Genomic DNA, 20645 nt, shown 5'->3' with positions numbered 1-20645 from the left:
GCGTTCCGGTCGTGACCTGGGAAGTATTGGTGATGGTGGTGCTAGTGTTGAGACCCTTAGCACTCAGCTGGCCCTCAAACTCGGTGAGTTTAATACCATCAGTGACCGCACTGGCATCAATGTGGTCGTTTCCAGCACGTCCATCAACTGCAAAAACACCATAGAAATCAACAGCGGCGTAATTCAGCGAATCGTCAGTGAGTTCGAAAAGATCTTCTTCACCAACAACGCTACTGTCAACTCCGTACAGGGTTATGCCATCGCCGACCACAATGCTGTTTGCACCCTGGATATCGGCGATCGCATTTGAATTACCATTTAAGCTAACCACTCCCGAATTCACTTCAACAGAAGTAATCGTTTCATATTCTGTATCCGAAATGGCCAGAGAAATATCGCTGACATCGAAGCGATGGTTGCCACCTATATCCTGAATATTCAGTTTTTCGTTCGCACGAACATCACCCAATACACTGGTAACCAAGCTACTGGCCTCATCTGCACCAACTTGGCCAACGGTTAACGAGAAAGCATTGACATCCACATCGGCCAAATTGGTAAACCCAGCTTCTGCTACGACACCCAGATTACCGCCGCCCGCATTAATAAGATAATTCTCACCTTCACCTTTTTCAGAAAAAACAACTGTTTCTGATGCTTCAAGAATCAATGATGACGATGCGTCCCACTGCAAGTTGCCTGCGACACTCAGGAACCCTGTACTTTCGGTTTCGCCAGCAATGGCGGAAATAGTAATCTTGTCATTATTATTCAGTGCTGACGCAATTATCTCAGAATCGATACAGTTATCAGTGCAGCCTGAATTCGTCAATGTCAGGTTTGCCGAGGAAACTTGCCATTCACCTCCACTAGCCAGGTCCCCCACATTGTGGTTTACCGTATTAACGGAAAATTTTGGTGCTCCTGGTATATCTTCACTTTCTAAATTAGCAACAAATAACGACTCACCTGCGGATGTAATAACAGTACCGCCAGAGTTACCTTCACCGCTGCCCACAGCACTAACAGTGCCATTGAGATGCAAAATATCCGACGCAGATATGTTTACGACACCGCCATCGGCATTGGTGTAGTCAGTCGTCTCGATACCAGTATCCCCATCAATTTCAGTAGATGAAGTGACGTCAGCGAAAATATTACTGGCTGCGCCCAGGACAACTTTATTAGCACTGAGCGTTATGGTACCGGCTGACACATCCGCAGACGCCCCTGACCCTTCAACTACATCGCCATTAGTTACTTGTAATTTACCGACGTTATTTAATTCGGAAGATTCAGATGAATATGCACCCAGTGTAATTTTTCCGCCCGAAGTATCGATCCCGGTTGCAACAATGGTTCCAGAGTTATTTACCGAAGCACTAAGAAATTCGCTTGCCGCACGCGCCTCCATGAGAACCTGAACGGAGTGCAAGTTACCGCCGTTTATCACACTGTACGCGGTGCCGAACTCCTCCTCCAGGTCTTCATCTTTAATGGATACTGCTGTCACTGATCCGTCATTCAAAGTCAGCGTAGCCTGCTCACCCGCAACGAAGTTGATTGTTCCACCGATCAGGGTTTCACCTATCATCTCCCCTGAAGCGGTCAGATTCCCAGAGTTAACAATACTTGACCCAATAAGTGTGATATCTCCATGAGCATTTATTACCACGTTAGTCGCAATATCAATCGAGCCTGCGCTATCGACAGTAACAAAACCGCTTTCTTCAGATTCATCTTCGAAACGAGTTTTCAGCTTAAAATTCGAAATCCCACTAGCGCCAATGACATCGCCATCCATTGCGGAAACCGTCAGCGCGGCAACGTTTACTGAGGCTCCTTCACTGAACATCACTCCTCGAGGGTTAATAAGCACTACATGCCCATTGGACTCAATCAGACCCGCTATATTTGAGGTTCCATTTAAGACGCGATTTATCACCATCGATGACGCGTCAAATTTTCCATCTTCAACATTAATGAAATCAAAATTGACACCTTCACTTTCTTCGATATTGAATGATTGCCAATCAATGTGGGCAAAATCCCCGTTGATGTTGTAGTTGGATACCGTCAAATCGACTCCGCCGACATTTTTTTTCGTGTCGTCAACTTTGGTTACATTTGCACCAGTACTAACATCGATCGTACCGGGCGCGGCGTTAGCACTCTGAGATAACGCCAAGCCCATTCCCGCTACACTCACCGCAACAGAGAGCAAATTTCGTTTCATGTTCATGATGTTTGCCACTTAGCTCCATGGCGGCGCCTGGGCGCTGCCAATATCATTAAATTTGAAGTTTGTTTACTGCAGGAAGTAGGAGAAATCTGCGTATATCGTCGGGTCGTCGGCATTATCTCCGGTGCCATCGATGGAAGATTTTGACGTGGTAGGCCAGGCCAGAGAGAGCTGGCTGGCCCAGTTTTCACTCCAGCTGAACTTGAACAGAAAGCCCGCGCCGGCCAACGCGGCCCAGTCATTGTCCAGCCCGGGCTCGAAGTTATTTACTACCCCGTAGCCCGCATCAGCGATTACCGCGACCTGAAGAATGTCGTTCAGGCGACTACCGAAAATCCTCGGGTTTATCGCGTCGGGAAATGAGGGATACCATTCCGCGGAAAACAGACCTGCCTGATCGGCGGAGAAATCACGCACATCAAATGCGCGAACACCATTCGCGCCGCCCAACGTCAGCTGTTCGAAAGAAGGAAGGGCATTTTCACTGTATTGCCAGCGACTTTTGAGAATAAGCCGGGATTGCGCGCTGGTGAATGGCATCGGCAGGAACAAGAGTGAGCTGGTTTCCGCGGCAAATTTCTGGAAGTCGGAGTCTGTCTCCAGCTCAGATTCGCCGGAATAGCTGGTCAGCTCGCCATACTGGAATTTTGCATTGACCACATTCAACATCGGAATGGCACCGCCGGACAGACGATCCATATAAGCACCGATCTCACCACCGAGCGCGTGATCCCAGCTATCCAGCACTGGAGTGATGGACGTAATATCCGATTTCTTGTCAGTTACACCGAAGGAGCCCGTGATATTGAAGTCCCGCGAGCGCTTGAATTTTTGCTCGACGGTTACGCCATAGTTTTCGTTGACACCTTCCAGCTCCAGGAGGTTAATGAAGTTTTCATCATCTTCCGCATCGTGAATCTTGAACTTGTTGTAGTCGGCAGACACCAGCAAGCGGGTACGGGGACTGAACAATGGCAGGCTGTATTTAAGCTGGCCGAGATTGGAACCAAATCCGGAGTCGAAGTCATCAATACCGGAAGACTTCAGATAACCCACCGTCAGCTCATCCCCAATCCCAAGGGGGTTGAACCAATCCACTGCAGTAAAAATTCGGTTGTCGCCAGTAAAGGTGGAACCGTGGTTATCCATACGGGTAACCAGGCGCCAATCACTCTCATCCCTTACCTTCAGGTTCAGGCGTGTTTCGCCAGGATTATCGCCGGGACTGAAATAGCCGGTTACGTTCAATGCCGGTAGGTCATTCAACAGGTACAGAGATTCCTCGATACTATCGTGATTGACCAGCTTGCCTTTTTGGCTGGAAAAAGCTGCCGCCAGCTGCTTCTCACTGTACTTCTGGTTATCGTGTACCGAGACCTGGCCGAGAATGCCTTCCTGGACAGAAAAGGTGACGATACCGTCCTTCACTTCCTGAGCGGGAATCTGTACCTGGGCGAGAAACAAGCCTTGCTGCCGGTAAAAACGGGTTAGCTCAGCCGCAATATCCTCAAGATCCACATAACTGAGGCCGCGCTGGTTGTTCTGTCGCTCCAGCACATTGACCAGCTTGCGCAGTTCCCTCGGACCGAGGCTTTCCGGCGCGAAGCGCGCACCCATACCATCGAGCAGTAGCGCAATTTCCTTCAGGTTGTCGACCGTATAGCCGGCGGCAACCATCTTGTCTTCCTGCATGTACTTGACACGCAGCGCCTCCGCTTTCGCCTCAACCGTTTCCCGGTCTATACCGAACTCCGGATACTCTTCCAGGCGATGAAAGCGAAATTCTTTGACGGAAATTCTCGGCCCGATTTCCCGCCCGGATACTTCGGGAATATCGGTATCCAGATTCGGATCTCTGGCTTCCCGTGACCGGCGCTCAAACTCTTCGGCCACATCGGCGTCATTGATGTGTGGCACGTCCTGTTCAAATGCCTGGCGCACCCGGCTGCGAAAACCACTATCGTCGTCTTGCGCGCTTGCAACGGTTGTCGACAGCAACAGCCCCGCGATAGAAATTGAAAGAAATCCCTTTTTGAACAATGCCACACTTCCCCCTTGGAATATGCCAGATGCCTGCTGCAGCCGTATTTCCCGATCGCAACGATCAATCACTGCCGGCCAGATTCAAACGTTTTAATGTGCTCAGCGCACAAGATCGCGCACGATACGGAAGCCAGTAATTTCATCACCGGCGCCATTGTGGAGTGTTTTTGACGTAGCCAGACAACGGCTCATGGCATCCAGGCGGCTGCCGCCTGCGGCGATCAGCTGTTTGTCGACGCCGACAACCCACTCCTGCACATTGCCTACCGCATTGACGATACCAAATGGATTGGCCATACCTGCGTTCGCCGCGACCAGCTCCAACCCCCGCTCGATACCGCCGTAGCGCAGGGAACAGTTCCTGTCGGTAACTTCCGGTTGCCCGTTGGCACTGGCGGCGGCAAACCACTCACTCTCGGTAGGCAAACGATAACTGCGCCCGGTTTCCGCACTCAGCCACTGAATGTATTGCTCAGCCTGCTCTCGTGAAATGTTGTGCACGGGAAGTCCGCTGGACTCCAACGCGAGTCCCCCACAGCCGCCCTTGGCTTTGCAATAGCGAGCAAACTCGCCATTGGATATCTCATAGCGCCCTACCGCCAGAGGCCTTCCCGAAGTCCCCGTCACTACCACCATTTGCGGGCCAAAACCACCGTCACCCATAGGGTCAGCACAGGTGTATCTATCACCTTTGGCACCACTTCCCGGCCGCAGATGGGCACAATAATCAATATCGAAGTTGGCCAGTTGGCGCTGCGCAGGCAGCATGATGCGCGCCTCCTTCAGAAGCCCTTCTGTCCGCTCGGGGCTCTTGACGGCAAGGCGAGCAAAACAGGAACTAAGCTCATCGGCCAGCACCGGCCTCAGAACCGCGGCCTTGGCACTGTCGAGCTCTGCAAGGCGGGTCAGCGCAGCCTCGATTCCGGAAACCTGCATACCGAAGCCACACTTCAGCGAAGACTCCATCTCATCGACTACTGTGTCGATTTTGCGCTGTAATTCCGCTGCAGCCAGGCGCTGCTGCTCCCTGAGCTCTTGCAGACGGATACGCTCAGCCTCGCGCTCGGCGGCAATGCGCTCCTCTTCGAGACGCTGGCGGATCTCTTCCCGCTCCAGCGCCAATTGCCCGCGAATTTCGTCCGCGCCTTCCACCTGTTCATTCCAGGTTCCGGCCCGGCCAAGCATCTCCTCCGCTGGCTCAAGGTTGCCAAGGGTTAACTGGCCAGTGGCTGCGGCGATAAACAGGTCAGATACCTGACGGTGAATCGACTCCGGGAAGGCGACATCCTCAGGGTTCAGCTTGGTGTATTCCTCGAGCTCGATACGCAAGTCGCGCTCCCAGGAAGACGTGAGCACACTGAGGCCCAGCAGACGATCAATCGCTTCTCGCTTATCGGCGATGCGACGCTCGAGCAGCTCACGCTCCAGCTTTTTCTCCAACTCTATTTTTACCCGCTGCTGCTCTGCGACATTTTCCTGCTCAAGATGGGAGTAGCCGACGCCACCAGCCACTAGAGTTGCAGCGAAGAGTGCACCGAAGGCCCACTTCCAACCGGTTTTTCCGAAAAACTGGTGGACAAATTTGTCGACGGTCGCGGTGCGATCTTCACGATGGAATGCGAGTGCGGCTTCCAGCGCCCGCCACTGTCGACGTGTCAGGCTGCGAATGCGCTTGGGTCTGAGCTTCTTCTGGAAGGCTTTGTCCGCGGGTGTCTTTCCGTAGGGGTGGCGCCCACTGAACAGCTCATAGGCCACACAACCCAACGCAAACACATCATCCGAAGGCTGTGGCTCCCCACCTTTAAGCATTTCAAGGCTGGCGTAAGCCGGGGTTAGCGCCCCGAGCGTGCCGGCATCGAAAATCGTTTGCTCTCCGGCCTTACTGGCAATCCCACCCTCGGTTACCGCGCGCGCAATACCGAAGTCGATAACCTTTGCGCCTTTTTTCGCGGTAACGAAAATATTGCCGGGCTTGAAGTCCGAATGAACAATTCTGTGGGAATGGGCATAAATCAACGCCTGGGAGACATCGCGCAGAATCGCCGATGCCTTTTCTTTTTCCAGGCCGACATCCGCATGTTCCCGCAGCAGTTTATCCAGAGGCGCGCCCTCCAGAAACTCCATGGTCATAAAGACCCGCTCACCCTCACGGTCAAAGTCGAACACCGTTACGATATTCGGGTGAGCCAACGTCTGCGACTTTCGCGCTTCACGCTGTAGAGAAATAAAGGCGTCGGGGTGCTTCTGGAAGTCCTCGTTCAGCAGTTTGATCGCCACATAGGGATCACTATCGCTGGCCTCGAGCTTGCGCCGATCGAGCGCCTTGTATACGGCACCCATACCGCCAACGCCAAGGAGCTTATCCAGCTCAAAACGCCCTTTAATGACCGTCTTGGTGACTGCGCCCTCACGGGAAGTGGAAGGTTCGAAATGCACCGCATCACGCGGCTTGGGTAGCGGATGATTACTATCAATAATGACCGTGGCGTCCGGGTTACCCGAACTCAGCAGATCGTCAGTGTCGAAGTTTTGAGAACTTGGCACCAGTCCCGGATTCCCCCCAACTGGCGGGTGGTCGTTGGCCCCGGTATTTTCATGGCCAACAAATACCGTTACATCCGAGTCATCACACGCCGACAACGATTCGCCGGCTTTTTTGACTATTCGGGTTTTGTCATTCACAACCATCTCCCTGGCGTAAATTTGTAGCGCGTCCAATCGCTACGGTGGCATTGGCCCAGCAGAATCGCAAAATCAGCGTGAAAGAATCCCGAGTTTTCCGGCTAAAACTGTCGTAGGGAAAACTCGGGGATTCGTTACCACCGCAGAATTGGTACGGTAGTTTCAGATTGCGAAATAGAGCTCTTGCCAATCTGCTTGTGAGGTCGCGCAGTATATCGAACGCCTTCTACTGCAACAATTGAAGTAGCCCACGATTTTCACGGAAATTGATTACACACTCTTACAGACATTCAAATCGCGCCGCCATAAGTGAAACATGCGTACCAACAAATGGCAGGAAAAGGACCGGAGGCAAACACGCGTACCAATTAAGTCCTGGCTTATTCTTCTCCGCCAGAGCGAATTCCCAGAAAATCAGGCTGACCCTGGACGCAGAGTTCCGAGTGCTGACCATAGAAATAAACCGACGCCAAATACCATTAATAAATTCGTACCAGAGTAAAATTCACCTTGCCCCAAGCAATCCGTAAACATCCTGCAATGCCTCTCATCCATTGCCTTTAAATTGGTGCCAGAGTCGATTATTTAGTTGTAATTTAAGGTTTTTTTTTCAATCGGCGTCTGCTTAAATCTTTCCCGCTTGCCCAAATCGGCAATACCTGAACTGCTGCAATTGCGGTGGTAAAGGAATAACCACCCTAAAGCCCATACCATATTGAGGGATTAAAAATGGCTATTTACATGAACTTCAACAACAAGGCGCCTGCCGGTAACGTAACCGCAAAAGGCTACGAAGACTGGATCGAAGTAGACAGCTTCAATTTCGGCGTAGGCCGCGGCATCACCATGGAAGCAGGCGCCGTTGCCAACCGTGAAGCAACCCGCCCCAGCCTGAGTGAAGTCACCGTAACCAAGCGCATCGACGCGGCTTCCGGCGGCCTGTTCAAGTCATCCGTAACCGGTGACGAAGGTGTTAAAGTCGAAATTCACGTTGTGCAGACTGGCGCAAACTCTGTTGAGAAGTTCGCGGTTTACACTCTGGAAGACGTGATCATCTCCTCTTACAGCATCTCCGCTTCTTCTGGCGGCGCGCCAGCCGAGTCCATCTCCCTGAGCTTCTCCAAGATCGAAGCCGATCTGAACCACGCAGACAAGACCAACAAGAACCCGAAAAACATGCGTGTTGGATACGACCTGACTACTGCTACCCCGCTGTAATCCGGCCGGATATATCGCAAAGCCGGGCGCCGCAGCCAAAAGTTGCAGCGCCCGGCTTTTGACGTTCGCATGCAGATAATTTGAAAATGAAAACAACCTGGTCGGCTTAACACCCGGGTTGTTGGCACCTAGAAGGAATTGGGGCTGATATGTCTTCACTAAATCAAGACAAGCGCATGATCCGGACAAGCTGTCCGATTGGCAAAGATACCTTTATCGCCAGTGCCATCAGTGGTGAAGAGTACGTTTCCAAGCCCTACCGATACCAGATCAAGTTACTTTCCGACAATCACGACATCTCTCAGGATCAGATTGTTGGCAAGTTGTTTACCGCCAGCATTCATCACGCCAAAGCCCCACGATATATCAACGGCTACGTCACGCACTTTTCACTACACGACATCAACCCGGAAGGCCTGCGGCAGTACATTGCGGTCATACAGCCAGGATTTTGGTTCACCAATCTAGCGGGAAAAAACAGGATTTTTGAAAAGAAATCCGCCAAAGACATCATTGGCGAAGTACTCAAAGAGTACAGCAGTGTCATCAAATTCACTGACAAGATGACCGGCAACTACATCACCCGGGAATACTGTGTCCAGTTCAATGAAACTGACTTTCAGTTTATCAGCCGCCTGATGTCCGAAGAGGGTATTGCTTACTACTTCAAGCAAACCGATGGCAATCATGAGATGGTCATCTGTGACGAACACAAAGATTTTTACGATTGCGTGACCGAGAAGGTGGAGTACGACGGCGGCGGTAGCCACCCGATGAAAAATACCGTCAGTAGCTGGCACCGGGACTTTAATTACCACGGTGGTGGATTCTCCCTGAAGGACTACAACGAATTCACGGTGGGCAAGGACAATCTCCAGGAAGTAAAAACCAAAAATAAAATCAACCAAGTTGATAAGTACATACAGGACCTGTATGGGCTCAACCATTTCGAAGTGGACGCCGAACACAAACACAAGTTCAAGGATGACTACCACAAAGCGCTGGCAGATCGTGCGATTGAATCGCAGGAGTGCCGACATGATATCGGCCATGGTAGTAGCGACGTTCCGGAACTTGCCGCCGGTGGCCTGTTCAATTTAGAGCACACCATCAAGTCAGAAAAAGGCAAATACCTTCTGACATCTGTCCGCATAACCGCGACCGACAGCAACAGCGAAGAGACGCACTTCCGCAATACCTTCAGCTGCATCCCAGAAAAAGTCATGCCACGCCCGGACCCCATCAGTAATGCGCACAAAATACACTCACCTCAGATTGCACAGGTGGTGCAGCTAAAGGCCACTGACTCAGATAGCTCCAACGATCCCTTTACCCAGGTGAAGGTCAAGTTTCCATGGAACTCCAAACAGAACAGCTGTTGGGTACGTGTGATGCAGTCATTCTCAGGCAAGGATTGGGGGGCAAATTTCGTCCCCCGGAAGGGCCAGGAGGTGGTCATCACATACCTCAATGGTGACCCCGACCGCCCGATCGTTACCGGCGCTGTGTATAACGGCGATAATCCCGGGCCCAAATACACATCGACACAGAGCGGCTGGAAGACTCTGGTTGAGGGCAGCAAATTCAATGAATTGCGCTTTGACGACAAAAAAGAGAACGAAGAAATCTACATGGAAGCCGGTAAGGATCACAATTTTGTGATTCACAATGACCAAACCGGGAAAATCGAGAATGATCAAACCCTCGAGGTCAAAAACAACCGCTCCATAACCATTACCGAAGGTGACGAAACCATTACCCTGAGCAAAGGCAAGCAGACCACCACGATTGAAGGGAACCAGAGCACCACGATCAAGTCTGGCAACCAGTCCCTGAAGATCAGCAAAGGCACCCAAACCATTGATGCGATGGGAGCCATTAAGATTAAATCCAAGGCATCGATCGAGCTCAAAGTTGGTTGCAACAGCATCAAGATCAGTCCTTCCGGGGTCGAAATCAAAGGAACCATGGTGTCCTGTAAAGGGGACGCGAAAGCGGAAGTAAAAGCTGGCGCAATGCTCACCCTCAAGGGTGGCCTCACGATGATCAATTAATGGAGTAGTAAGATGACTGATCTGGTGAAGGTTCGTGCGACAACGGCTGCCGAGTTGCTTGAGCATATAGAATTAAGTGATGAGGCAGCACCACACCTGGTATTGGATACGGCACCGGAAATCAGTATTACACGCCTGATGGACGCCGGCCTGTTCCCCGATGCCATCAAGTTACTCGCCAGAGGCCTGCCAAAGCGCGAAGCGGTTTGGTGGTCCTGCCTCTGTGCTCGCGATATCCAAAGCCCGGAAACGGATGACAACAATGTCAACGCACTGATCGCCGCGGAGAACTGGGTAAAAAGCCCCACTGAGGAGCGACGTCAGGCGTGCAAGCAACTTGGCGAGATGACGCAATTCAAAACACCCGCAAGTTGGGCAGCAACGGCGGCCGCCTGGTGCCACGGTAGCCTGGCTGGCCCGGATGAGCCGGCCATTGAGCCGCCCGAGCACCTGTATGCGCACGCCGTGGCCGGCAGCGTCACCCTGGCAGCAGTGCTTTCAGATCCAGTGACTCCCGATGAGCCATTCACCCGATATTTACAGCAGGGATTGAGCCTCGCACGCGGTGGCAACGGAAAACAGAGATAACCGATATGGGAAAACCAGCCTCACGTATTACCGATATGCACGTTTGTCCCATGTCCACGGGTCCCGTACCTCATGTTGGCGGGCCGATCGCGGTGCCCGGTGGACCTACAGTATTAATCGGTAAAATGCCCTCAGCCACTGTAGGCAGTGTCTGTGTCTGTGTCGGTCCTCCCGACTCCATTGCCGTGGGCAGCTCTACCGTAATGATCCAGGGAAAGCCTGCTGCGCGCATGGGTGATACAACAGCTCACGGCGGAAAGATCATACTCGGCTGCCCTACCGTTTTGATTGGGGGCTAAACCAATGTGGCCTGGAGCAACGCGACCAACCCATTTTGCTATTGCATTATTTTTTGGATTAACACTGTCTACTACGGGATTTGCCATGTCCATTTTTGGAGGAAAAGAGGTTTATTTGTTTTCAAACGTTTCCGGCAAACTAACCTACGAAAACAAACCAGCCTCAAATACCACAGTACGTCGACTTGTGGAGGTCGATGGAAAGCATTACGAAGACACGGTACAAACCGATAGCGAAGGGCTATTTTCATTTGAGGCCCTGACCAAGAAAGATAGGGCCATCTTGCCAAAAGAATTCGTATCCCATCAAAAATTGATTGCCGAGCACGATGCCAAAGATATTTTGATCTGGGAAACGGTTAAGAGAAGTGAAGAAGAAAACGCCGAACTGGAAGGAAAACCGCTGAATTTCACCTGTGAACTAACGGACGAAACCCGCTTCATTCACATGATGCTGCACTCCATCGGCACCAATTGCAGCTGGGATAACTAAGGGAAAGTCATGGCATCTTTAATTTCACATACAGACGCAGCGAGCCTGGCAAGCGCAGTTTATGAAATTCAAAGCGATACCTTTACGCCCGCGACGATCGACAGGTTCAAAAGTAATTGGGATCTTTCAAATGAAAGCAGCGTGGTTAACGGGCTTTCTGGTACCCTTTGGGTCATAAAGAAAGAAACCGGGTTCGGTGTTGTTGCCGAAGGTCGAGGAGATTTTGCGGGAGACATTTTGATTCTTCTTCGCGGAACCGACAATAACTTTGACTGGGCTACCGACGCCACTGTTGGATTCTCTCCATCAGCCACCGGCAGATTCGTGCACACCGGCTTTAACGCCTGCTTCCACACGATTCTTCCGGAGCTTAAAAACCAGCTCAATGTTATAAAGCAGCGTTTTCAGGCTGCCAATAAAACGGTCCGGACAATCCACTGCGTGGGCCACAGTCTCGGCGGCGCCCTCGCCACCTTAACCGCCGAATGGCTGAACAAATCCAAGCATCTCCACTATACCGATGTAAAACTGTACACCTTTGGAAGCCCCCGCGTCGGTGGCATACGGTTTGTAAAACTGGTTACCGAGGAGATGGATAAGGGCAAAGACATCTACCGCGTTTATCACAAAACAGACGTGGTACCCATGGTCCCCCTTTGGCCTTTTTACCACCTTCCGGAAAGCAAGGCCGGATATTGCCTTAAAAGCCCTGGCAGTATGCCATCTGGCGAATTTCACAAGATGAAAAACTATATCGCCAGTGTGAGCAAAACCTCATCCTGGGAAACCATGTATGAGCTGGAACCAGAGGTTTCGCAGAGCGCAATCGAACAGTGGCTTTCTTCCGACGGGCCTTTAAGCCTGACGATGAACACCATGAACATGATCAATAAAGCGATTGCTTACGTATTGCAGAAAATCTTGAAGGTCGCCGGAATAAGCCTGCAGCTTGGCATTGCCTCCGGCGTAACGCTGCTGGACATGCTCGCGTACGTGCTCAAAAAGGGAATCGATTTCTCCAAGAAGCTGTCCACCTGGGTGTACAAGCTGATCAAGCGGATCATGGTCGCTCTGGGAATGAAGATCAAAAAAGACATCAACTTCACCACAAGCTTTATTCGCCATATATTCAAGCAGCTGAAGGATAAGATTGACCGCCTAGTTCAGATTGCCGTGCACTCTATCTTTGATCATTAACCGCAAAAAATAACTACTAGCAGAGCGAAGCTACTACCTGCACAAAGCTACTAGCTGAACAAAGCCATTAAAAGCCCCCCGGCAACACGCGTTGCCGGGGGGCTTCTTCGGGACCTCAGTTGACCTGATAGCTGAAGTCACCCTCTTCATCAGCGCCCACGTGGATCGCCGTCACTTCCTCTCCTTTGGCCATCTTGTCCAGGCATTCACTGGCTAATGAAGGCAGCAAGGTGCGGTTCAATATCACTTCGATATTGCGTGCACCGGTATCAGATTCCTGGCAACGGGCGACGATATTGATCAATACATCGTCGTCATAGCTGAAGCTGGCACCGTAGTGCTCTTTCACGCGCTTCTCGATTCGACGCATATTGATCTTACAGATCTCTATCAGGTTCTCGTCATCCAACGGGTAATACGCGATCACATTGGCGCGACCGAGAAATGCCGGCTTGAACTTCTGCAACAGGTGCGGGCGAATATTGTCCAGCAAAACCTCGGGTTCCGGCTTTTCTTCCACCTGACTGAAGATTGCACGGATGGCATCTTCGCCGGCGTTGGACGTCATGATAATGACGGTGTTTTTGAAATCGATGTCCCGGCCTTCACCATCTTTGATGGTGCCCTTGTCGAACAGGTTATAGAAAATATCCTGCACCCCCGGGTGCGCCTTTTCCATTTCGTCGAGCAGGATGACCGAGTAGGGCTTTCTGCGAGCCGCTTCCGTCAATACACCGCCTTCACCATAACCGACATATCCGGGAGGGGAGCCCAGCAGCATCGATACCTTGTGCTCTTCCTTGAATTCCGACATGTTGATCGTGGTGATATTCTGCTCACCCCCGAAAAGCTCATCGGCCAGTGCCAGGGCTGTCTCGGTCTTACCGACGCCACTGGTGCCGCAGAACATAAAGACGCCTACCGGTTTGCGTGGATCTGTCAGTCCGGCACGGGACGTACGGATCGCCTGGGCAACGGCTTCTAGGGCATGGGGCTGACCAATTACGCGCTGATTCAGGCGCTCTGCCAGGCTCTGCACCGCGACGATCTCATCGCTCACCATTTTACCTACCGGAATACCCGTCCAGTTGGCAATGACTTCCGCGATTGCCTGTTCATCGACGGATGGTTGCATCAACGGTGTATCGCCCTGAATTTCCTGCAGTTGGGCGGAAAGCGATTGCAGTTGCTGCTTGAGGTCACCCATCAATGAAGGGTCGGCACTCTCGTCACCGTTACGCTGCTTGCTGAACTCCTCATCAATCTGATCGCGCAGGGCGCGGATCTGGGTAATCAGCTCCAGCTCCTGCTGCTTTTGACTTTGCAGCTGTTCGAGTCTGGACTCTGCGTTCGCCTTCTGCTCCTGCAGTTGTTGCAATTGCTCTTCATGCACCCCGGTTGCGGCATTTTCGCGCTCCAGCTTTTCAATGGTTCTTGTGGAGCCATTGATGATTCGCTGAGCGTCCTCGATGGCGCCCGGGGTTGCAGACTGGCTCAGGGCGACGCGGGCACAAGCCGTATCCAAAAGGCTGACCGACTTATCCGGCAGCTGGCGGCCGGGAATATAACGGTGGGAAAGGGTTACCGAGGCCACTACCGCCTCGTCCAGGATGCGAACCTTGTGGTGTGCTTCCAGACTGGCGGCTATACCGCGCATCATGTCGATTGCCTTCTGCTCATCGGGCTCCTCTACCTTCACCACCTGGAAACGCCGGGTCAATGCCGGGTCGCGCTCGAAATACTTTTTGTACTCCGCCCAGGTAGTTGCTGCGATGGTGCGCAGTTCGCCACGCGCCAGGGCAGGCTTGAGCAGGTTTGCCGCATCGCCCTGACCTTCCTTTCCGCCAGCGCCGATCATGGTGTGCGCCTCATCGATGAACAGGATGATCGGCGTTACCGATGCGCGTACTTCTTCAATGACGGACTTGAGGCGATTTTCGAATTCACCTTTTACACTGGCGCCAGCCTGCAACAACCCGAGGTCCAACGTACGCACAGTGACGTCACGCAGTGGGGTGGGTACATCGCCACTGACGATCCGCAGTGCAAAACCTTCCACCACCGCCGTTTTACCAACCCCGGCCTCACCGGTGAGGATCGGGTTGTTCTGGCGCCTGCGTGTGAGGATATCGATACATTGACGAATTTCTTCATCCCGTCCCAGTACCGGGTCGATCTCGCCTTTGCGGGCGCGCTCGGTCAGGTTAACCGTATATTTGTCCAGTGCAGGTGCCTTGCTGGCTGCCGCAGATACGGCTGCCGCTCCGGCGTCAGCGCTGCCACTGGCCAGGTGGTTGGATTCACCACTGTGCCCGTACATGGCGCGAGCCGTTTCCCGGATGGATTCCGGAGCAATCGCTTTCAATTCCGGACACGAATCCAGCAGTTGGCGACGGGATGTTTCTTCCAGCAGTAACGCGGCAAGTAAGTGACCGGAGCTAACGGCACGGTGGCCGTAATCGATAGAGGCAAGCATCCAGCCATTCTTCGCCCCTTCAACAATGGTGGGGGACAAGGCCGCCGGCCGACTGCTCCCGGACTTGAAGCGGGCAATACTGGTAGCCAACTGTTTGGCAAGATTGGATGGATTGACGTCGTGCTTTTCCAGCAGGTGGTACAAATCGGTGTCCGCCTGATCCAGCAGCTTCAGTAGCCAGTGTTCCAGCTCTACATTGTATTGACTCTGTGCGAGGCATAAGCCGGCGGCCCCTTCCAGGGAGTCCCGCATATGCGGAGTCATGGTGTCCACGAGCCGTTTTAGATCAATGTTGATCATGGTCTTTATTCCCTTTTTACCGTCCTTGTTATTCCCGATAGCGGGCGTAAATTTGAAAAGTCACATCATCGGTTTTCAAGCCGCGGGCAGTGCCTCATCCGGTGAAATCTGATCGGCGCTGAGATTGATATTTACGCACTCGTCGTGCTCCTGGTCACTGGACATATGCGTGTTCCAGCCCAGCAGTGGCTGGTGTTCACTATCTGCGGCCAGCTGTACCGGCGCTACCTGGCCAGTGCCCAGAGTTACCGAGATTTCAAAGTCCATCTCGATACCAGCGCTAAACTGGATAAACGACTTCAGCGCTTCCAGCTTGTCACTGCCGGGCGCAATGGTCATATGGTCCTCGTAGGCCATGGGTTCTATCACTACGCGGAATTTATTCTGCGCCTGAAAACAGTGGGTGCCCATAATGGTGTCGACGCCGAGGCAGTTGTTTACGCCCTGGGGGTACTCTGGAGAAGGGAGTCGCGTGAGGACATCTTCCGGCAACTCGTCCCACTGCCCCTGAAACTGCTCTATCGATACCTGCAGGCCAAAATACTGCCGGATCATCCCTGCCAGTGCCGCAGCAGAGCACTGCTGGCGACCCAGGTGCCCCGCAAGACCGTAGAGGGCGTCGTCTGGCACCGGCATCCGGTATCGCATTTCGCTAGTACCGAGACCTGCGACCGCGGCAAGTGCCTGTGTAAAGGGGTCTGGTTCTCGGGTCTGGCGCAGGCGGCCGCGCTCATAGTTCACCGGTAATTGATATTTATGCCAGGCCTGATAGAGAAGTGAGATGTTCCGGTGGTGAAAGACATCCAGGAAATCTCGCAGAGCGGCATTTTTTTCCCGTAATTCCCGGTGTACGACTTCGGTGAGATAGTAAGGTGTAACACCCTGGCTACCAATCAACCCGGCAAAGCCAATCTCCATCAACCACTGCTTTTCGGCCTGGTCATCGCGCGTGGCAATTTCTTCGCTCCCGGAGATACTATCGCCGAGGTCGCGACTGGCCACTTTGAGCACATCGGCACCGACAAATGACAGGGACGTTTGCGCCTTGAAACGCACCAATTCCCGTGCAGGCGGTGCAGCACCGGCCAGTTGTTCCGATGCAAAGTTATTGTTTTCCACTCCACCCGGCAAAACTGCCTGTTCAAGCAAACGTACCGCCTGAAAGAACTCAAAGCGGTAAGGTTCAGCCTGGAGCTGGTCGATTACACTAAGGCTTTGTCGCCGGCGCGAGGAGGCCATCGCTTCAGTTCTCCGTCCCGACCGCTCTGCTTGGCGATCAACCTGGTGAAGGAATTAATAGAACAGTACAAACCGAGGAACCGTTCTATCACGCTGGCAAACAGCAGTGGGCTGGTACCCGTCAGCATCATGGAGTCCAGTTCCAGGGTCACTTCAGTACCCCGACAGAGGACGACACTGTGATCGATCTGGATCGGTGCGGTGATTGGCCGGGTATCCAGCTTCAGCAGCGACTCGATCATGTTCCGGGTACTGCCGGAATTTCGAAAGTCATAGAGCCTGAATATTTCTTTGAGCACATCGCAGCCACCGGCACCGCTCAGGGACAGGTGATTCAGGTTCAGGTGAGATACCAGCCGCCAGTAACCGCGCTCCCGTCGTGGCGGCCTGAGAGTGGCTGAGGGTGATACCACACAGCTGATGCGCTTGGCCGGCGCATCGCCATCCACGACAGAGAGATAAGGTTGCGCGTTGCCCGTAGGTAGTTTCTTGGGCAGGTTTCGATTGCAGCAGGTGAGTTTGAGATCCAGGGTCTGGTTGCTGACCTTGAGAGGGGAAAACTCCAGGTCGACCAGACTGACCTCGACCTCAGATGCCTGCTCGTTGCGGTGTTCACCTTCAACCACATCTCGCCGGCGCATATACCAGAAAGCCGATTGGCGGGCCTGGTGTTGGCTATGCTGAATACCATAAAAAGGTCGATAGCCTGTGGTATTGCCACTACTGTCCGTCGCGTTGACGTCATCAATGGAGTAAACCTCGAGCCCTTCACTGCGACGGACATCAGGGACCACGTGATAGCTGTATTCGGTATGTGTCAATGGAATCGGGTCGGCACTGTGACGGAAAAGATTCACCACCGGGGCACAACCAAGGGCAAACATGCTGGGTGCTATTTGTTTTTCCAGCTCATCGTGCGTCTCCGACAGGTAAAAATACAGATTCAGCGTATCGGTATAGTTTTCGTCGATGGCGTCGGCCAGCGACACAATATCCACGAAATGGAATTTCTCCGGAAACGCAAAATATTCGGTCAGTAACCGGTAACCCATAAAGGCCGTGTCTGGATAGGGCAGCAATCCCTCTTCCGGCTCCAGACCTACCTGGCGAATGCTATCCGGTTCCAGCTTCACCGGCTTCGGGTCGCCTTCACCGGTGGCGGCGACGATTTTTACACACTTACTCAGCAGCAGGTCATAGAGGTCGTAAATATGGCTCGGCTGCCCACGTAGAAAAAAGCGCAACTTTTCCGGCTTCAATTCTGAAAAGGAAATATCACTACTAAATGTCTTTAAGGATAATTTAAGTACCGCATTGGCGCCCTGGATCTCATTACAGCCCGGAGCAATAAAGGGCCTCGGCATCAGACTGGCGCTTTCTACCTGAAACGGACAGATATCAGCGGGATAGCGACTGGTGAAGCGACAGGTCTGCCCCTGAAAACTCTCACTCTCCAGCAGCGTATCAGCCTCCATAGTAACGATCGCATCCAGGTCCTGCTCCGGTTCAAACTGGATAATCGCGCAGGAGGGAATTGGCCGTAAGTAATGGGGGTACAATGTCTCCAGCATTGCATCGGTCAGCTCGGGAAAATCGTCGTTCAGCTTTTGCTGGACCCGGGCATTCATATAGGCAAAACCGGATAACAGGCGGCCTACCAGGGGGTCATCAACGGTATCGGTATCCAGTTGCAGGCGCGAAGCCGCCGCCGGGTGCATACGTGCAAACTCACCCGCGGTCTGCTGGACAAAAGCCAGCTCTCGCTCGTACAGGTCGATCAGTTTTTCACTCATTACATAATCTCCGAAACATCGACCAGCTGTGTCACCGGGTTCAGTGCCGAGTCGAACACAATGACTTCGGACGCCGGATTGATATGCAGCACCGCTTCCACACGAAACCGGATACTCGGATCTTCAACATCAACGTTCTGCTGGGTAGTGACCTTGACCGAACGTATACGCGGCTCAAAATTGATGATGGTGCGCTCAATTTCACGGCAGAAGCGCTTGCGACTCTCTGCGGACGACAAATTGATCGTCGACAGGTCGGGCAGGCCGAAATTGATATTCGAGCACTCGAGGTTTTCATGGCTTTCTGGCGCGGACAGGCAGCGGAAGCGGGTATTGAACAGGTACTCAAGATCCCGGCGCACGCCTTCCCGCAACTGGCGCAACACCTGGTGAGGACGATTGAGGTCCATACCACCGGAGGATGTCAGCAAGCGATCCAGTAGTGGCGCCAGTAAACGTTTTTCCCTGCTCATTAGCTCACTGCTCCCACACCGATCTGCGACAGGGCTGTGGTCAACTTCAATTCCGACACCAGGTGATCCACGGTGTAGTGGCTCTTCAGGTGAATCACACTTTGATAACTGCCTGGTTTGCCGGGCTCATCGACCACCCGGACCCGCGCCTCACGCAAGGGGTAGCGCGCGAGCATTTCCCAGGACAGGTCATCCCGACCGGTGGTGTAGCGATCCATCCACTGTTGCAGTTGCCGCTCGCAATCGGCGGCATTCAGATAAGCGCCGACCTTGTCCCGGATCATTACTTTGATGTAGTGGGCAAAGCGCGACGCACAGAGTATCTGCTGCAACATACTACTGATGCGGGCATTGGCCGTTGCCGACTTAGAGTTGTACTGTTTTGGTCGCTGAAGTGACGGTGCGCTATTGAAGGCGCTATATGGCGAGTCGTAGCAGTGACAAAGGCAGGTAAAGCCGAGGTCACTCAGTTCCCGCTCGGCAAAGTCGGTCACGAGGATGGAGGTCGACATACGTACCGTCTGGGGGCTACTGTCCACCCCGTAGGCCAAAGTGGGCAACTGGGTTACCAATCCGCCGCCCAGGTGATCGCGCGCGACGCCACGGATGTGGGAGAACCAGCCAACATCGTCAAACTCGCGAATGAGCACCGTCCCCATCGCAAACACCGCGTTGCCCCATAGATAGTTACGGCTGTGTACCGCGGCAACCTCTTCGCGGAAGCGCAGACCACCGTATGCGGAAAACCCGACACTATAGGGTTGACGCATCAGCACCTGGGGCAGAGTAATACCAACGAATCGACTGTCTTCCAGATCCCGAAGACTATTCCAGCGAATATATTGTTTCTGGCGGAATACCTCCGCGAAATCGATCGGTTTGGCAAGGTCGTCAAAATTGTCGACCCCGAACAGTTGCGGTGTGGCACTGCAGATAAAGGGCGCAAATGCGGCTGCCGCCGTATGCGCTATCCCCTGCAGGGTAAACACATCATCGTAGGGGTGGCCATCAAATGGTTGATGGGATACGTAGTAATCACCGATCAACAGCCCGAACGGCGTTCCGCCGGGAGTTCCAAATTCTTCGTTGTAAATCAGATGGAAAAAGCCAGACTGGTCGAAATCCGGTGCCCTTTCGATATCGCGGGACAGATCTTTCCAGCTGACATCCAAAAGCTTGGTCTTGATATTCTCCGCGCTGGGCGTCTGGTGAATCAGCATTGAGAGACCGCGCCAACTGGCCTCAAGACGCTGAAAACGCGGGTGGTGCAGAATACTGTTCAACTGATCGCAGATCAGCTCATCCAGCTCACCAATGATTTGATTCAGCCACTGGCGAACACTGTAGCGCTGGGCATTGGCGCAGCTGCACAATTCGAGCAGCCAGTATTCAAAGGCGAACAATTCGTCCGGCTCATTCAGGAATTTCTGCAATGGCTCGCGGTCACTGCCCAGAACAGCAGTCGACAACAGATAATCTGTTTCTGTGGCGTCTTTTGCAGATGGAATGGAAGCCAAGACGGGCTCTCCCGGAGCGAGATACAGGGAT

Annotated in this window: 14 protein-coding genes; 7 read left to right on the top strand and 7 right to left on the bottom strand. The window is 52.9% G+C overall.

Annotation, left to right across the window (positions count from 1 at the left end; all coding sequences use genetic code 11):
* Positions 1 to 121 precede the first annotated feature (121 nt).
* On the top strand, positions 122 to 310 hold the full coding sequence (locus M0G74_RS16575; RefSeq protein ID WP_248219710.1) for a hypothetical protein: 189 nt from the start codon (positions 122 to 124) through the stop codon (positions 308 to 310).
* A 1998-nt stretch (positions 311 to 2308) separates the two neighbouring features.
* Here M0G74_RS16575 and M0G74_RS16570 read toward each other — a convergent pair.
* Positions 2309 to 4288, bottom strand: coding sequence for a ShlB/FhaC/HecB family hemolysin secretion/activation protein (locus tag M0G74_RS16570; RefSeq protein ID WP_248219707.1), 1980 nt, complete (start codon positions 4286 to 4288; stop codon positions 2309 to 2311).
* 96 nt (positions 4289 to 4384) lie between these two features.
* Positions 4385 to 6829: a bifunctional serine/threonine-protein kinase/formylglycine-generating enzyme family protein gene (locus M0G74_RS16565; RefSeq protein WP_248219705.1), complete on the bottom strand. Its 2445-nt coding sequence runs from the start codon at positions 6827 to 6829 to the stop codon at positions 4385 to 4387.
* Between the two features lie 867 nt (positions 6830 to 7696).
* On the opposite strand from M0G74_RS16565, the gene M0G74_RS16560 reads away from it, so the two are divergent.
* From M0G74_RS16560 to M0G74_RS16535, 6 genes are all read left to right on the top strand, one after another.
* The gene (locus M0G74_RS16560; RefSeq protein ID WP_160151641.1) at positions 7697 to 8185 is read left to right on the top strand and encodes a type VI secretion system tube protein Hcp; all 489 of its coding nucleotides are present in this window, start codon (positions 7697 to 7699) and stop codon (positions 8183 to 8185) included.
* Between the two features lie 149 nt (positions 8186 to 8334).
* A complete protein-coding gene (tssI, locus tag M0G74_RS16555; protein WP_160151642.1) occupies positions 8335 to 10239 on the top strand; it encodes a type VI secretion system tip protein TssI/VgrG in 1905 nt (634 codons plus the stop codon).
* Between the two features lie 12 nt (positions 10240 to 10251).
* On the top strand, positions 10252 to 10827 hold the full coding sequence (locus tag M0G74_RS16550; RefSeq protein WP_160151643.1) for a hypothetical protein: 576 nt from the start codon (positions 10252 to 10254) through the stop codon (positions 10825 to 10827).
* A gap of 5 nt (positions 10828 to 10832) precedes the next feature.
* Positions 10833 to 11126: a PAAR domain-containing protein gene (locus M0G74_RS16545; RefSeq protein ID WP_160151644.1), complete on the top strand. Its 294-nt coding sequence runs from the start codon at positions 10833 to 10835 to the stop codon at positions 11124 to 11126.
* An 85-nt stretch (positions 11127 to 11211) separates the two neighbouring features.
* Positions 11212 to 11619 carry a transthyretin-like family protein gene (locus M0G74_RS16540; RefSeq protein ID WP_248219701.1) on the top strand — a complete coding sequence of 136 codons (408 nt, stop codon included), beginning with the start codon at positions 11212 to 11214 and terminating at the stop codon, positions 11617 to 11619.
* 9 nt (positions 11620 to 11628) lie between these two features.
* Complete coding sequence (locus M0G74_RS16535; protein WP_248219699.1) at positions 11629 to 12816, top strand: lipase family protein; 1188 nt, start codon at positions 11629 to 11631, stop codon at positions 12814 to 12816.
* A 115-nt stretch (positions 12817 to 12931) separates the two neighbouring features.
* Here M0G74_RS16535 and tssH read toward each other — a convergent pair whose 3' ends face one another.
* From tssH to tssC, 5 genes are all read right to left on the bottom strand, one after another.
* Positions 12932 to 15592 carry a type VI secretion system ATPase TssH gene (tssH, locus tag M0G74_RS16530; RefSeq protein ID WP_248219698.1) on the bottom strand — a complete coding sequence of 887 codons (2661 nt, stop codon included), beginning with the start codon at positions 15590 to 15592 and terminating at the stop codon, positions 12932 to 12934.
* 75 nt (positions 15593 to 15667) lie between these two features.
* A complete protein-coding gene (tssG, locus tag M0G74_RS16525; protein ID WP_282450274.1) occupies positions 15668 to 16831 on the bottom strand; it encodes a type VI secretion system baseplate subunit TssG in 1164 nt (387 codons plus the stop codon).
* The gene (gene tssF, locus M0G74_RS16520) at positions 16795 to 18624 is read right to left on the bottom strand and encodes a type VI secretion system baseplate subunit TssF (protein WP_248219695.1); all 1830 of its coding nucleotides are present in this window, start codon (positions 18622 to 18624) and stop codon (positions 16795 to 16797) included. The genes tssG and tssF overlap by 37 nt, the downstream gene beginning before the upstream one ends.
* On the bottom strand, positions 18624 to 19097 hold the full coding sequence (tssE, locus tag M0G74_RS16515; RefSeq protein ID WP_160151649.1) for a type VI secretion system baseplate subunit TssE: 474 nt from the start codon (positions 19095 to 19097) through the stop codon (positions 18624 to 18626). Before tssE ends, tssF begins: the two co-directional genes overlap by 1 nt.
* The gene (gene tssC / locus M0G74_RS16510; RefSeq protein ID WP_248219694.1) at positions 19097 to 20566 is read right to left on the bottom strand and encodes a type VI secretion system contractile sheath large subunit; all 1470 of its coding nucleotides are present in this window, start codon (positions 20564 to 20566) and stop codon (positions 19097 to 19099) included. Before tssC ends, tssE begins: the two co-directional genes overlap by 1 nt.
* Positions 20567 to 20645 lie beyond the last annotated feature (79 nt).

Origin of the sequence: Microbulbifer sp. CAU 1566 (assembly GCF_023156515.1) — a bacterium.
In the GTDB taxonomy this organism is placed as follows: Bacteria; Pseudomonadota; Gammaproteobacteria; order Pseudomonadales; family Cellvibrionaceae; genus Microbulbifer.
Note: the sequence above shows the minus strand (reverse complement) of the source record. Positions and strands in the feature narration are given on the sequence as shown.